The 14,854-nt window shown below is 41.9% G+C and carries 9 protein-coding genes; 5 read left to right on the top strand and 4 right to left on the bottom strand.

Annotated elements, in window-relative coordinates:
• The first annotated feature begins 90 nt into the window (after nt 1–90).
• The 3 genes from NLF99_RS19760 (at nt 91) to NLF99_RS19005 (ending at nt 3,360) form a co-directional block, all read left to right on the top strand.
• A complete protein-coding gene (locus NLF99_RS19760) occupies nt 91–636 on the top strand; it encodes a twin-arginine translocase TatA/TatE family subunit (RefSeq protein WP_185218541.1) in 546 nt (181 codons plus the stop codon).
• 75 nt (nt 637–711) lie between these two features.
• On the top strand, nt 712–2,961 hold the full coding sequence (locus tag NLF99_RS19010; protein WP_254530156.1) for a Tex family protein: 2,250 nt from the start codon (nt 712–714) through the stop codon (nt 2,959–2,961).
• Between the two features lie 111 nt (nt 2,962–3,072).
• A complete protein-coding gene (locus NLF99_RS19005; protein ID WP_254530154.1) occupies nt 3,073–3,360 on the top strand; it encodes a hypothetical protein in 288 nt (95 codons plus the stop codon).
• Here the strand turns inward: NLF99_RS19005 and NLF99_RS19000 are convergent.
• On the bottom strand, nt 3,305–7,672 hold the full coding sequence (locus NLF99_RS19000; RefSeq protein ID WP_254530152.1) for a translocation/assembly module TamB domain-containing protein: 4,368 nt from the start codon (nt 7,670–7,672) through the stop codon (nt 3,305–3,307). The genes NLF99_RS19005 and NLF99_RS19000 overlap by 56 nt on opposite strands.
• Nucleotides 7,673–7,820: 148 nt before the next feature.
• On the opposite strand from NLF99_RS19000, the gene tsaD reads away from it, so the two are divergent.
• The gene (gene tsaD / locus NLF99_RS18995) at nt 7,821–8,822 is read left to right on the top strand and encodes a tRNA (adenosine(37)-N6)-threonylcarbamoyltransferase complex transferase subunit TsaD (protein WP_254530150.1); all 1,002 of its coding nucleotides are present in this window, start codon (nt 7,821–7,823) and stop codon (nt 8,820–8,822) included.
• Nucleotides 8,823–9,046: 224 nt separating this feature from the next.
• On the opposite strand, the gene NLF99_RS18990 is transcribed toward tsaD, so the two are convergent.
• Nucleotides 9,047–10,339 carry a carboxypeptidase-like regulatory domain-containing protein gene (locus tag NLF99_RS18990; RefSeq protein WP_254530147.1) on the bottom strand — a complete coding sequence of 431 codons (1,293 nt, stop codon included), beginning with the start codon at nt 10,337–10,339 and terminating at the stop codon, nt 9,047–9,049.
• Nucleotides 10,332–10,907 (bottom strand): RNA polymerase sigma factor, encoded by a 576-nt coding sequence (locus NLF99_RS18985; protein ID WP_185214330.1) that lies wholly within the window; start codon nt 10,905–10,907, stop codon nt 10,332–10,334. Before NLF99_RS18985 ends, NLF99_RS18990 begins: the two co-directional genes overlap by 8 nt.
• Before the next feature lie 79 nt (nt 10,908–10,986).
• Between NLF99_RS18985 and NLF99_RS18980 the strand changes: the two genes are divergently transcribed.
• Nucleotides 10,987–12,819: a von Willebrand factor type A domain-containing protein gene (locus NLF99_RS18980; RefSeq protein ID WP_185214331.1), complete on the top strand. Its 1,833-nt coding sequence runs from the start codon at nt 10,987–10,989 to the stop codon at nt 12,817–12,819.
• A gap of 512 nt (nt 12,820–13,331) precedes the next feature.
• Here the strand turns inward: NLF99_RS18980 and NLF99_RS18975 are convergent.
• Nucleotides 13,332–14,717 carry a LutB/LldF family L-lactate oxidation iron-sulfur protein gene (locus NLF99_RS18975; protein WP_185218547.1) on the bottom strand — a complete coding sequence of 462 codons (1,386 nt, stop codon included), beginning with the start codon at nt 14,715–14,717 and terminating at the stop codon, nt 13,332–13,334.
• Nucleotides 14,718–14,854: the final 137 nt, after the last annotated feature.

Raw genomic sequence — 14,854 nt, 5'->3', positions numbered from 1 at the left:
TAACTTTTTGTTTCTAAATATTTACATCAAAAAATTGCTGAAAAAAAATAATAGACTTACCTTAGCTTATTAACAATTAATAAAGTAGAGATGAATTTAGCGTTTTTGAACATTGGTACCCAAGAGATGATGCTTATTATTTTAGTTGCATTATTGCTTTTTGGTGGCAAGAAATTACCAGAATTGGCTAGAGGACTGGGACGTGGTATCCGGGAATTTAAAGATGCTTCTGAGGGGATTAAGAGAGAGATTTCAGATCAGATCAATAACTTCGAAAAAGAAATTGACGATATAAAAACAGATATTGATAAAGAGCCTGAAACCAATAAACCTGCTGCAACACCTATCCAAGATTTTGAACAGGTAAATGCAGCCACCGAAACAGAGGAAGTGTCCGAAGAGGGTGTAGTAGAGAAGAAAGTTCCTCAATTTACGGCTCCTGCTGGAACCTATGAGCATAAGCCATACAGCACGCCAACACAGGACGATTACTATAGCTATGGTTATAATGATCACTTTGGAAGCAATGACAGCCCAGCTGCTGATGACACCCAAGCAGTAGCTAACTCAACGGAAACCCCTGAACCCGAAGTTGAGCAAAATCCATTAGAAGATAATAATTCTAAAAAAGCCTAAAACAATTAAGAATTCTATATCGATAAGCTGTTGGAATCCATTCAACAGCTTTGTTTTTTCATTTTAAAATATTTTATGAGTACATCCCACGAGATTATCGTATCGAAAGAATTGTCGATTAGCGAGAAACAAGTGCATACCACCATCAACCTATTGGATGAAGGTGCAACGGTTCCTTTTATCGCGAGATACCGTAAGGAATTGACCGGAAGCTTGGATGAAGTGCAGATTACAGCCATCCGTGATCGCATGCAGCAATTGAGAGACTTGGACAAACGTAAGGAAGCCGTCCTGAAGTCGATCGCTGATCAAGGTAAGCTTACTCCGGAACTAGAGATCCAAGTGAAATCAGCCGAAACCATGGCTGCCTTGGAAGATATCTACTTGCCTTACAAACCTAAGCGCAAGACCAGAGCTTCTGCAGCGCGCGAAAAAGGCCTGCAGCCTTTAGCTGATCTCTTGCTTACGCAAGATAAATTGGATGTGGAATCCAATGCTGCCAACTTCATCGATGATGAAAAAGGTGTAGCAACCTTGGAAGAAGCACTCGCTGGTGCTCGTGATATCATAGCCGAGCAAATCGCTGAAGATGCAGAAGTGCGCGCTCATGCCCGAAAAACATTGTTGAACAAAGGACAGTTCGTTTCGCGTGTTGTTCCAGGCAAAGAAGAAGCTGCACTGAAATACAAAGATTATTTCGAATGGACTGAATCCCTGAAAGAGGCCCCTTCGCACCGTGTCTTGGCCATGCGAAGAGGTGAAAAGGAGGAATTATTGTACCTCGATATTGATATCGCTGAAACAGATGTCGTTCCAGGCATTGAGAAGCTATATATCAAAGGAAACAATGAAGCGAGCAAACAAGTGTCATTGGCACTGTCCGATAGCTATAAACGTCTCCTAAAGCCTTCTATGGAAACGGAAATCCGCGTATTGACGAGACAGAAAGCTGATGAGGAAGCCATTAAGGTATTTGCGGACAATGTTCGTCAATTGTTATTGGCGGCACCACTTGGTCAAAAAAGACTGTTGGCCATTGACCCTGGGTTCAGGACTGGTTGTAAGACGGTCGTTTTAGATGCGCAAGGGAACCTTTTGGAAAATACAGCTATCTTCCCGCACAATGGCGCGGCCGGACAGGCGGAAGCTGAGCGTATCATCAAAAAATTGATCTCAGCACATGATATCGAAGCCATTGCTATCGGTAATGGTACTGCCGGTAGGGAAACGGAAGATTTTATCCGTAAAATGAACATGCCGGGAGCAACAATCGTAATGGTCAATGAAAGTGGAGCATCTATTTATTCTGCTTCAGAAGTGGCAAGGGAAGAATTCCCTGACCATGATGTAACCGTGAGAGGTGCAGTCTCCATTGGTAGAAGATTAATGGACCCTTTGGCCGAGTTAGTGAAGATCGATCCTAAATCAATCGGGGTTGGACAGTACCAACATGATGTGGATCAAAATAAATTGCAGTCAGCGCTGGATGATACCGTGATGTCCTGTGTGAACTCGGTTGGGGTGGAGCTGAATACAGCTTCGAAACAGATCCTATCCTATATATCTGGATTGGGACCTGCTTTGGCACAACAGATCATTAACTATAGGAAAGAAAATGGTCCATTCAGTTCTCGCAGGGAATTGAAAAAGGTGCCTAGGCTAGGGGACAAGGCTTTTGAACAGGCCGCGGGTTTCTTGCGTATCCGCAATGCGGATCATCCTTTGGATGCCTCTGCAGTTCACCCCGAGCGTTATGCTTTGGTGGAACAGATGGCGAAAGATATCCATGTTTCCATCCAGGACCTGATGAAAGATGAAAAGGTCAGAAAGAGTGTTGACCTGAAGAAATACATATCGGATGAAGTAGGGTTGCCTACCTTGAATGATATCATGGCTGAATTGGCTAAACCAGGGTTGGACCCTCGTGATAAGTTTGAAGCCTTCTCATTTACCGAGGGAGTGAATAAGATTTCAGACCTGAAAATCGGTATGAAACTGCCAGGTATCGTTACGAATATTACCAATTTTGGAGCATTCGTGGATATCGGTGTTCATCAGGATGGATTGGTTCACCTCAGCCAACTGGCTAACCATTTTGTTTCTGACCCCCATGAGGTCGTAAAAGTTCAACAGCAGGTGACCGTTACAGTGACTGAAGTTGATGAAAAAAGAAACAGAATCAGTCTGACCATGAAAACGGAGGAAAAAGCCCCAAGGAAACATTCGGAGAAACGTTCAGATAAACGTTCCGACAAACGTCAGGAGCGAGCACCTGAAACCGATATGGCAGCTAAACTGGCAGCCTTGGCAAGCAAGTTTAAATAATAAAAACAAAAGGGCGATAATCGCCCTTTTGTTTTTAACTATCTCTTGAAATCTATCGCCTCGAAAGCCGCACGATTTCCTTTATCTTAAAAAAATGAATATCTTAATTCCATGACTTTAGAAGAATTTAAATCAACCTTGAAAGACGCTCAGCCAAATCCAAACTGGAATGTACAGGTTCAAGCACTATGGTATGATGCGAAAGGGGACTGGAAAAATGCCCATGACCTGATCGATCACCTTAATGATAGGGAGTCTGCCCATGTACATGCTTACCTACATCGTGTGGAAGGGGATCTATGGAATGCTAGGTACTGGTACAACCGTGCCAAGCAGCCTGAGTTTACTGGAAGCCTGGAGGCGGAACATAACCAGCTTTTGGAGCTTTACCTGGATTAACGTTCGTACTGCTGTCAGACGAGCTCTTGATGCTGTCCTGTGGGATGTTAGGGATAGATGGGATGCTGTCGCGCTTAGGCTTCCATGTCCACATCTTACGCCAAAACTCACCAAGGGTATTGAATTCCTGACGGTATACCAAACCGACAGCATTGATATAATCGTCCGTAGGGGTAAAGAGAATATTTCTTGTATTCAATCGGTTATATGCCCTAAACATCAAGCTACCATCTCTCCTGATCTTATAGGTCAGTTCAGCATCGGTCGCCACCTGGTTAGAGAAAAAGGTCAGGTCGGTCGTCTGTATGTTCCTACGGTCCACAATTCCTCCTGTCAAAACCAATCGGTCATCAAAGAATCGGAAGGATGCAGAGGCATCGTTTAGCGATCGGATGTTGAAATCCAGGAAGTTGATCTTTAGGGATTGCGCCAGAATATTGTTCAATTGGTTAAAGGCGATTTCCGTTCCGGCAGATAATAAGGTATTGTTTACCTCCCTGCCAATTTCTCCCGAGTTTCCAGCGGTAAAGCTTCTCCGGATAATTAAACTCAATGCCTGTTGATTGACATTATTGGCGTCACTGAAATAGGCTTGCAGTTCATCCTTGACATATGGTGTTTGTGGGAAGTTCAGGTCAAAGGAGACATCGGGCTGGCTCAAGGTTCCCTTGATGATCATGTCAGCCTGCGCCAATACTCTTTCGTCCGTGCCGGCACGCCCAGCTGCATTATACAGATCACCAATGGAGGTGCGCTGCTGATAAACTGCCGTGATATTGACGGTTGCTCCTGAAGGAGATCCCGTCCAGCGAATCGTTCCACCTTGCTTGATGTCGAAATATTTGTTGATAAAATCCTGCGCCGTAAAGTGGAATTTTCCTGAATTGATGGCGTAATCCCCGAACATCTCAAAATCGCCCAAACTGGAAATCTTCAAACTGATTTCTCCGGTTCCAGTACCTTTCAGCGAACCAATGTCGGTCTGTAGGTTGACCTCTGCACTCGGAGTCAACTCCAGGTCCATATTCATCGTCATGCCCTTTAGGAAATATCGGTTTGCATTTTCCTTGTTTACGCTGGAGTCTTTACTGACAAAGTAGATAAAGTCACTTTCTGAGATCGTCATGGCCGTATTGAATGGAATACTGATTACCGTATTGTCCTCTGACCTGGCCTTGATATTAATGTCGATCGCCGAGGTATATCCTTTAAATTGATAGGTTCCTGTGGCATATGCAGTACCATAATATAGGTTATTGTCCTTATAGGTTGTATTCAGGATCATCACATTATTGGTCGCTACATTCACATCGATATATGGATTGCTCAATGTTGAAAGATTGACTACTCCACCCGCTACGGCCTGATGCCCTTTAGAGTCGGTAAAGGTCAGGTTATTCATCATGACCGCGTTATTATCGATCATCACAGACTGATTGTTCAGGTTATAGGTGGTCTTTAGGTAATTAACCTTGAAGGATGCACTTTCAATCTTCGCTGAACCATTGATTTGAGGATTTTGAAGTGTTCCTGTGATTTGAAGGTCCGCATCCATTTTTCCTTCCAGGTCGGATGCCAAGCTACGGATAAAAGGTTGGAACAAGATCAATTCGGTCTGGTTCAGGTTTCCCTTTAAATTTATGGCTTGTTCACCGGATACCACTTGGTAGGTACCGTTCAGGGTCAATCCTCTTTTTCGGTCGTCCAATAACTGGAAATCCAAATTGGCCACCTTCGATTCCGGATCGAAATCTGCTAACAGGACCAATTGCCCAATTGGTATTTGGTTCCACACCAAAGGTGTGGTAGTTACGTTTGCAGATAGGTAAGGCTTTTTGAAAATGGAATGCAATTCGATGTTTCCGTTCAATTCACCATCTAAATGAACCCCTATTGGCTTGGTTACCGTTTCCAAAGAATGCAGGTTGAACCTTTCAAATTTGATGTCTAGTTTATCGTCTTCATTGGATAATACGCCATTGAATTCCACCCTTTGGTTTCCTTGGGATGCAATTAAGTTGTTTAAATAGAATTTCCCCTTGGACACCCGCATTTCAGCATCTTTGTTGAAAGCCCAAGGTTCATAATTCACAACGATGGTGGACTCCTCAAAACGGATATATGCAGGTTTATTGTGGGCGAAGTGAATGTTACCATTCAAACGCATGTAATTCTTTTCGGTTTCTTCTGCCCCTTTGATATTAAACAATAGGCTGTCCTTGGAAAGGATATTGTTGATTTCAACATTATTGACAAAAACGGAGTCTGTCAGAAATGCCTTGTCCGCTTTCAGGTTGAGGGAGAAAGCATTTTCGTCAGCAATCTCATCGATGCTCAGGTTTTGCAGGTTAATGCCCTGATACTTTACAAAAGGACTAAAGGCATTGAATTCGGCCGTAAAATCTTCTGAATTAAAGTGGGCCTCTAAGGTTGCTCCATCCTCCAAGGTTAAGGTTGGGTCCAAAAATGCGGATACAGGTTCAAAGGATTTGACCTTGAGTTCAAGGTCGAAAATTTGAGGATTGTACGGTTCTGTTTCCAAGCCAATTGCCGGTGCATATTTCATGGCCAATGCCTTGAAATAAGGTACAAGTGTGTTCAGGTCTATCACACCTTTCATCTCTCCATCCATCACATTGGATTTTAGGGTCAAGAGCCTATCCGTTTCATTGCCTTCAGCGGCAAAGAACACATCATCAATGCTGAATTTCCCCTTACTGGTCTGCATGTTGATCTGATTGGCCCGAAGGTCTCCGTTCAGGTTGTTGAGGTTGTTGCCGGTCAGGTGCGTGCTGATATTGGAATCATAGATGATGATGCTATCCTTATTGACCAAGCCTAATTTCTTTAGGTTGATTTGATCGATCTGGGCATCAACATTATAGATGTTGAATTCACCGGATAGGTTAATTTTCGAATCATAAGCCAAGGCAATGTTCGGGTCACTGATGTGGCCATTCATTTCAATCTGCTCCTCAAATAGGAAGGCATCCACGGATACGCTGTCGTATTGGTAATTATTAAGTTGTAGTCTTCTCAGGTCTCCTATGATGTTCAATTGAATTTCTTTGAAATCCAAGTTTTGCCCATCAAAGTCCAGATTAAGCCCCGTGTTCTTGATGCTATTGCTGTTGATCAAATTTCCAATCTGAAACTCTTCAGATTGCATGTTTCCAGCGTACTGAATATTCTTTTGGATGTCTATTTTAGCGTTGGTCTCTAATTTTCCCAATTCCGTGTCGAAGGCCCCCACGACATCAAATAAGTTATACAGCCCTTTAAAAGTCCCCCTAAAATTAATCTGTCCCAATCTATGAAGCTGCTCAGGTAAGTCAAAAGAACCTCTGTTAGAAAGTTCAGGTACCAGTTTTTCCACGTCAGAAGCGCTGGTCTGCAACTGATTGGCATTGAAATCAAAAATTGTCCTGTTGATATCGGGTAGCCCCTTGATGCTGAAATCCCCCGTCAATCGGGTTTCCTCTCCGGTCTGTATATCGGCATCCTTCACGAACATATTGGCTACCGTACCCTTGACACTACCTTGGTTTACTTTGGCTTTAAACTTGACAAATTTCATGTCTGGCGCAAAGTATTCGATGTCCTTGGAATCAACAAATACATTGCTCATGCTTGACTCAATCTGTACTTTCTTCACGAAATCACCAAAGTCGCCAAAATCTTTATAACTGAATTTCAAGTGTCTTCCCAAAGAGGAATTGTTGGTGATCAGCTTTAATTGGTCAAATTCCATGGATTGGTCCGTAACGAAGGCATCTGCACTCAGTTCTCTTACGATAAAACCAGATTTCTCCTGGAATGTCAATTTCTTGATCTTGGCTTTTATCGAACTGCTATCCTGTTCTATCTTGCTGAAATTGCCTGTGAGATGGGTCAGTTCGATGTCCGAAAAATCCACTCCACGGTTATAGTGTTTCTGGGTATGGTTAATGATCTTGACATGGTTGTCAACCAAATTGACTTCGTACAATTTCAGTTCCATTTGCTTCTTAGGGCCAGTTTTTTTCTTCTTTTTCGGGCTGAAATAGTCGATAAGGAATTTGATGTTTGAACTGTCTTTGTAGACCTGAAAATCCACATAGGCCTGCTCAATATTTAATTTTTCAATGATGACCTTGTTCCGGAAAAAATCCGTCAGGATAAGGTCTGCATTTAATTTCTTTGCAGAAAGAATAAGGTTTCCATTTTGGTCTGCCAGGTTGAAATTATAGAGATTAAGTTCGGAGAAAGGCTTGAAGTAAATGCTTCCGATTTCTACTTTGGCATTAAGCTCTTTGGAAAGGTATTTTGCCACTTTTTTGGTGACAAATGTTTGAACAGATGAAAATTGTAAAGAGAATAAAATTACCGACAGCAGTGCGAGTATGCTGAGCAGGCTAATAAGCGTTATTTTAAGTATTTTTTTGATACTTTTGTAAATTAAATTTTATACTTCTCTCAAAATGGCCATTATTCTAGGAATAGAATCTTCATGTGATGAAACTTCGGCCTCTATATGTATAGACGGCGAAATTAAGTCAAATATTATTGCAAGTCAAGCAATTCATGCTAAATATGGGGGTGTGGTTCCTGAGTTAGCTTCTCGCGCACATCAACAAAACATCATTCCAACAGTAGACCAAGCTATCGCTGCTGCTAAAATACGGAAAAATGACATAGATGCAGTAGCTTTTACACGCGGACCTGGACTTTTAGGTGCTTTATTGGTGGGGACCTCCTTCGCAAAATCATTTGCCTTGGCCATGGATATCCCATTGATCGATGTCAATCATATGCAAGCACATATCTTAGCGCACTTCATTGATGATCCAAAGCCTAATTTCCCTTTCCTATGCCTTACCGTTTCGGGTGGTCATACGCAAATCGTATTGGTCAAGGATTATTTTGAAATGGAACTGTTGGGCGAAACTTTAGACGATGCAGCAGGGGAGGCCTTTGATAAGACTGCAAAGATTTTAGATCTTCCTTACCCTGGCGGACCTTTGATTGACAAGCATGCCCAAAACGGAAACCCCGATGCCTTTAAGTTGCCCGAACCTCAAATCCCAGATCTGAACTTTAGCTTCTCCGGATTGAAAACCGCAATTTTATATTTGGTACAGGCTGAAATAAAACAGAACCCTAATTTCTTGAATGAAAAAATGGATGACCTATGTGCATCTGTTCAGAGCCGTATCGTTTCCATCCTGTTGAATAAATTAAAGAAAGCAGCCAAGCAGACCGGAGTGAAGGATATTGCCATCGCCGGTGGGGTATCTGCCAATTCTGGTTTAAGGAATGGTCTGACTGAAATGGGGAAAAAATATAATTGGAATGTATTTATCCCTAAATTTGAATACTGTACAGATAATGCAGCCATGATTTCCATTGCAGGCTACCAAAAGTTCTTGAAAGAAGACTTTATTGGACAAGAGGTTGGACCTGTAGCTCGAATGGGAGTATAATCAAGCTCAAATAGAGTTTTGTTCAATATTATCGGTCAGAAAAATTTTAGTATTAATATTTCAGCTCATACTTTGACCTTATTCGAGACATATTCGGAAATCTGGCAATATGTCTCGAATATGTCTCGAAGCATTCTCGAAGAATTTTCAGAGCAATAGATAGGATGAATTCATGATTTATCCTTTTTTATTTTAGCAAGATTAAACTTTAAAGGGGATGTATTTTATCTGAAATTGATCTTGACTTCAATCTTTTTGCCATCATTACCTTTTTTCCAATCTGGTCCATTGTGGATAATCTGAATGGCTTTCTGACTTAGGTCAGGATTGCTTGATTTCTTGATGCTGATGTCAATCGGCCTACCGAATGTTGAAATATCGAAGATCAAGGTAACGGAGCCTTTGCCCAACAGGGTTTGGTAAGAATTATCGTTGATGTACTTCTTGTAGGCAACCCAACCTACTAGAGGTTCTGATTTTACCTTTTCCGTTTTATTTCCATAGCCAACGACAACTACTTCGTCAAGTGCTCCAAAGCTTGGTTTGAGTTGCACGATCTTATTGTTGCTGGCAGTGATCAATTCTTTCTCGTAACCTAGGGAAAGGATTTCCAGTTTTTGATTGTCTGAAGTCAAGGGCAGTATATATTGGCCAGAAGAATCGGTCATGACCACATCGTTGGTCTTGACATCGCGCACCGATGCACTAACGATCGGCCTTCCAGATTGCTGATCTAGGACACGGCCGGTCGCTAACTTTTTAACGTCTTGTAGGGAGCTAACGCGGTCTGCCGAAGCAACTGCAGCTTGGCTAGTTTGTTTTGACTTCGCTGGCGTCTTTCCATTCATCAGGATGACATTGGTTTTGTCTATCTTTTTGAAGGATCCCATTTCGTTTGAAGCTATTCGATTGTCAATTTTATCATGGAAAGTACTTGTGTCCGATCGAGGAACTTCCCTTAAGAAAACATCGGAATTATCAGCAAGCACTTCTTCTACCGTAGGCTTTGCAATATTCGCGTTTTTTTTCCTTTGGGCTGAAGCTTCCGCTCCAGCTGGAGCAGGTTCGGCTGGTGTAGCAAGGGCAATCAGGTTGTCCTCTTCGGAGAGGCCATCTAAACTGTCCAAATGTATACTGTTCAGCGTGGTATCCGTCGGCACATCGGCTTTGTTGTCCATGGCCACGGTTTCCATCGTCTCAGCGACCTTGTTCTGGTCCCTGTTTAAGTACCAAATCGTACCGATACCTAATGCCAGTAATACCGAGGCTGCGATCGATAGGTTTCTATAGAAGCTGAATGGTCTAACCTTCGCAGGATGCGTCCTTTCGAAAATTGCGGAATGAAGATCTGCGACTTCAAGAGGGTTGTTCAGTTTTTTCTCTTCCTCCAATCCCATCAATACATCCATTAAAAGTTCATCTTCATGGGATGCCTTTTCAATAGCATACATTTCGGAGTCGCTCAGTTCTCCGTTCACGTATTTGCGTAGATATGCTATGTCAAAGTCCTTATTCATGAGAATTCCTTTCCATACAGTTCTTCAAATTCCTTTTGCCATTTTGGATATAGCTTTTTACATCGTTCATGCTGTAGCCGGTTATATCAACCACTTCTTTGTAGCATTTCTGTTCGATGAAAAAGAGCTGAATACTTTTCTTTTGCTTTTCTATTAAGGTATCCAAGCAGCTTTCCAGTCTCAATAACTGTTCCTCCCTTTCTTGATAGTTTTCCTCCTGATGCAGGTTCATTGAAAATTCCACAAAATTATCTGTAACAATTTCTTGTTTGTTTTTTGCAGATCGCAGTGCCATCAGGCAGTGGTTCTTACTGACCACGTAGAGCCAGCGGGGGAAATCCTGTATATCTTGTTTTTTGACTTTGTCGATGAGTTCCTCAAAGATTTGCATGACCGCATCCTTGCTGCGTTCAGGCTCTTTAAAGTATCGTAAACACACATAATAGACCATTTCACTATGCTTTTGATAGAGGTCTCCCAGATGGTTGAGGTCGCCATCCAGCAGATAGAGTTTTAGCAGATCTTCATCCGATAGATTTTTCTGTTTTGACAAGGTCCTAGTGCTCATTTACTGCTGAAAATTAATTTTTTTTTCTCGTTTATGGAAATTTGATTTTTTCTGCATCCTTTGGCAAAACTTACTAGTCATGAATAAAATATTTGCATTATTAGTCTTTTTGCTTACTCTAGGTGGTAGCGGACTAGCCCAAGAAAGAATGATCAAAGGTATTGTAACTGAGGCGGGAACACAGCTGGCACTCGCCGGTGTGGAGGTTCGCGTGGAAGGAAAGCAGCAAGCAACGCTGACCGATCAGCAAGGAGCATTTTCCATAAAAGCTGCTGAAAAAGATATTTTGCTGTTTAAATTTTTAGGGTACGAAACTAAAAAAGTAAAGGTAGGAAAGAAGAATAGCATAAAGGTAGTACTGCAAGCAAGGGAAGCCTTATTAGAAGAAGTTGTTGTTGTAGGCTATGGTAATAAAGCACAAAAGAGGGTAACCGGCAGTGCAATGGCACATTCAAACGGTTTATATTTGCAACCTAGACCTCAAAATACGGAAACTTATGGTCGTTTTGAAGAGAACGGATTTATTTCGCCTACGAAAGAAGCTTTGTCAACTTTTGCTGTAGATGTGGACGCTGCTTCTTATTCTAATGTAAGAAGAATGATCAATGCAGGGAATCTGCCGCCTAAAGATGCGGTAAGGGTAGAGGAGATGATCAATTATTTCCAATATGACCTACAAGGTCCGACCAATGGCGAGCCCGTGAAGATCTATACAGAGCTAACCACTTCGCCCTGGAATAAGGAGCATCAGTTGATGCGTATCGCCTTGAAGGCAAAAGATATTCCTAAGGAAAATTTGAAGGCATCCAATTTTGTTTTCTTGATCGATGTATCAGGATCTATGATGGGAGATAATAGATTACCATTGGTGCAGTCTTCCTTGAAGATGCTGGTGGACCAATTGAGACCAGAAGATAAGGTTGCCATTGTTACCTATGCAGGCTCTGCTGGAGTAAAATTAGAAAGTACCCGTGGGGATCAAAAGATGAAAATCAAGACTGCCATTGATGAACTGACAGCTGGAGGTTCTACTGCCGGTGGAGAAGGAATTAAGAAAGCCTATCAGATTGCCCGAGCAAATTTTATTAAAGATGGAAACAATAGAATTATCCTGGCATCGGATGGAGATTTCAATGTGGGTGAGTCCAGTGATGAAGCGATGGAAGACTTGATTGCCAAAGAACGCGAAAGTGGGGTTAACCTGACTGTATTAGGTTATGGAATGGGAAACCTGAAAGATAGTAAGATGGAGACTTTGGCGGACAAAGGAAGAGGCAACTATGCCTATATCGATAATATTTCAGAAGCAAGAAAGGCTATGGTGACTGAATTTGGAGCGACCTTATTTACCGTTGCCAAGGATGTGAAAATTCAAGTGGAGTTTAATCCGGCTTATGTGCAAGCCTATAGATTGGTGGGCTATGAAAACCGTTTATTGGAAGCGGAAGATTTCAATAATGATGCTAAAATAGGCGGAGATATGGGGGTTGGACATACCGTAACTGCGATCTACGAAATCATTCCGGTAGGTGTTAAGAGTTCAATTATTGGAACGGTTGATCCATTGAAATACCAGAATAACGATAAACCAAATCTGGGGTCTAAGAATGGGGAATTGGCAACCGTGAAATTCAGGTACAAAGACCCTAAATCGGACAAGAGTGAATTGCAGCAGACTGTCGTGAAAGATGCTCCAAAAGCATTTGATACCGTGAGTGAGGATTTCCGTTTTGCAACAGCAGTTGCTGAATTTGGGATGTTGTTGCGTAATTCAGATTATAAGCAAAACTCAAGTTTTGCAAGCTTGATCGCCCGTGCAAAAGCTGCAAAAGGAAAGGATGATGAAGGCTATCGTGCAGAGTTTATCCGTATGGCAGAAAATAGTAAGTCAATTGTCGATACAGAAAAGTAAAAGTGAGGAGATAAATAGGTTTTTAATGTTTTTATTTTTAAAGGTTCGCGAAAGTGAACCTTTTTTTCTATTAAAAAAAAGTCTGGAAGATGAAATTTACCAAAGGGCGTAAATATCATCGACTATAGGAACCTAAAGGATCCTCAAGTACGAAGTCGAGTTGACAATAATTTTCTTTGTTACTTTTTCAAGTTAATCTGAGGCAAAAAGATTATCGAAACCATTCAAGCAATGAGTTTTTTGGCGTACAGTTCCTGCACCTTTCGGTGCAGAATGACAGGGCCTGATGGAGGAGAACCGAACGGATTCTTTACTGACCGTTCAGAATTGGAAATGCGCTGGAGTTGTATTCATAGAAAGCTAAAGGAGCAGAGTCGAGCCACATCCTAGTTCATTCTCCGTTCTTGGTCTATCCTCGAATCTGTTGAATCCTGGTTCATTCCCAGATCTTGGTCCATCCTCGAATCCCGAACATCCTGGTTCAAAAAACGGACCTGTTCAATAAGATTTATCTACTTATCTTTCTGTTTTTCTTTCCATTGCTGGGAAAAAGATTTATCGGCAATTTTTGGAAGTTCGCGTTGGTTACCCCAAGCTTTCTTGAAGAAGTTTCGGACAAAGAAGTTTTTGGTCTTTCCTCCGAAGAAATCAAGGAGTTTTCTTTTTTGGATTGCCCAAGTGAACATGCTCCAGCCTTTCTTCTCTACTGAAGAAACCAGGTCTTGTTGAACAGCATCCCTTCTGTTTACCAAAAGCATCTTTTGAATATCGATGCCTACCGGACAGACCTCTGTACATTTTCCGCATAAGGAAGAAGCATAGCTGAGATGCTTGAATTCTTTCATGCCATTCAAGTGAGGTGAGATCAGGGAGCCAATAGGACCTTGATAGGTTGTTTCATAAGTATGGCCACCAATATTTTGATAGATTGGGCATACATTGAGGCAAGCGCCACAACGGATACAGTACAATCCTTGGCGTTGCTCTTTCTGTTCAAGTACATTGGTACGGCCATTGTCCAAGAGGATGACATACATCTCCTCAGGGCCATCGTATTCCGTGTTTTTCCTTGGGCCAGATAAGACGGTATTGTATACCGTTAGATTTTGACCAGTTCCATGGGTGGCCAATAAAGGCCAGAAAAGGTCTAGGTCGTTTATGCTCGGCAATATTTTTTCGATCCCTACAACGGCGATATGCACTTTAGGGAAGGTGGTAGTCAATCGGGCATTTCCTTCATTTTCGGTAATGGCGATGGCACCGGTATCTGCCAATAGGAAGTTTGCTCCTGTGATTCCGATATCGGCTTGGGTATATTTCTCTCGCAATATTTCCCTGGCTTTCATCGTGAGCTCTTCAGCTGTAGCTTCCAATGGGGTATCAAACTTTTCATGGAATAGTTTCGCAATCTCCTCCAAGCTGAGGTGCATGGCAGGAGTGACGAAGTGATACGGTTTTTGACCAAGCAGTTGAATGATAAATTCACCCAAGTCACTTTCAATGGTCTCAATGTTTTTCTTTTCCAGGAAATGGTTGAGCTCAATTTCCTCGGTGGCCATGGATTTGGATTTTACTACCGATTTGGCTTGGTGCTGTTCCATGATCTTCCAGATTTCCTCCCGAGCTTCTTCAGCATCGTTTGCCCAAATGACCTTGCCGCCATGCGCTGTAAAATTGGATTCAAAATCCAGGAGATAGCGATCCAGATTCTCTATTACCTTCCATTTGATCAGGTTTGCCTTGATCTTGGAATTTTCGAGGTCTAGGAACTTACTTTTCCCTTTTTCAAAAGCATGCTCATACTTATCAATGTTATTATTGATAATCTGTCTATGCTGTAAATCGAAGGATTTTGAAGCACTATCTTTCAGGAATTTCTCAGCTACTGTCTGTGCCATAGGGATGTTCTGTTGCTCATGCAAAAATAAAGGTTGAGCGTGATAATCAACCAATTTTAAAGATAAAAAAATATCTGCTAAAGGCAGTAAAATGTTTATAACTAAAGCGCTGTTCAAAATTTGAGCTATGAACAAAA

The sequence above is a fragment of the Sphingobacterium sp. LZ11T8 genome (assembly GCF_024261425.1).
Classification (GTDB): Bacteria; Bacteroidota; Bacteroidia; order Sphingobacteriales; family Sphingobacteriaceae; genus Sphingobacterium.
The sequence above is the reverse complement of the archived record's forward strand: the minus strand, read 5'-3'. Positions and strand labels throughout refer to the sequence as shown.

Bases quoted from the DNA above. Each gene is read 5' to 3' on its own strand.
- NLF99_RS18990 (WP_254530147.1), bottom strand. From the start codon at position 10,339: ATGAATAAGGACTTTGACATAGCATATCTACGCAAATACGTGAACGGA.
- NLF99_RS18980 (WP_185214331.1), top strand. From the start codon at position 10,987: ATGAATAAAATATTTGCATTATTAGTCTTTTTGCTTACTCTAGGTGGT.
- NLF99_RS18975 (WP_185218547.1), bottom strand. From the start codon at position 14,717: ATGGCACAGACAGTAGCTGAGAAATTCCTGAAAGATAGTGCTTCAAAA.
- tsaD (WP_254530150.1), top strand. From the start codon at position 7,821: ATGGCCATTATTCTAGGAATAGAATCTTCATGTGATGAAACTTCGGCC.
- NLF99_RS18985 (WP_185214330.1), bottom strand. From the start codon at position 10,907: ATGAGCACTAGGACCTTGTCAAAACAGAAAAATCTATCGGATGAAGAT.
- NLF99_RS19010 (WP_254530156.1), top strand. From the start codon at position 712: ATGAGTACATCCCACGAGATTATCGTATCGAAAGAATTGTCGATTAGC.
- NLF99_RS19760 (WP_185218541.1), top strand. From the start codon at position 91: ATGAATTTAGCGTTTTTGAACATTGGTACCCAAGAGATGATGCTTATT.
- NLF99_RS19005 (WP_254530154.1), top strand. From the start codon at position 3,073: ATGACTTTAGAAGAATTTAAATCAACCTTGAAAGACGCTCAGCCAAAT.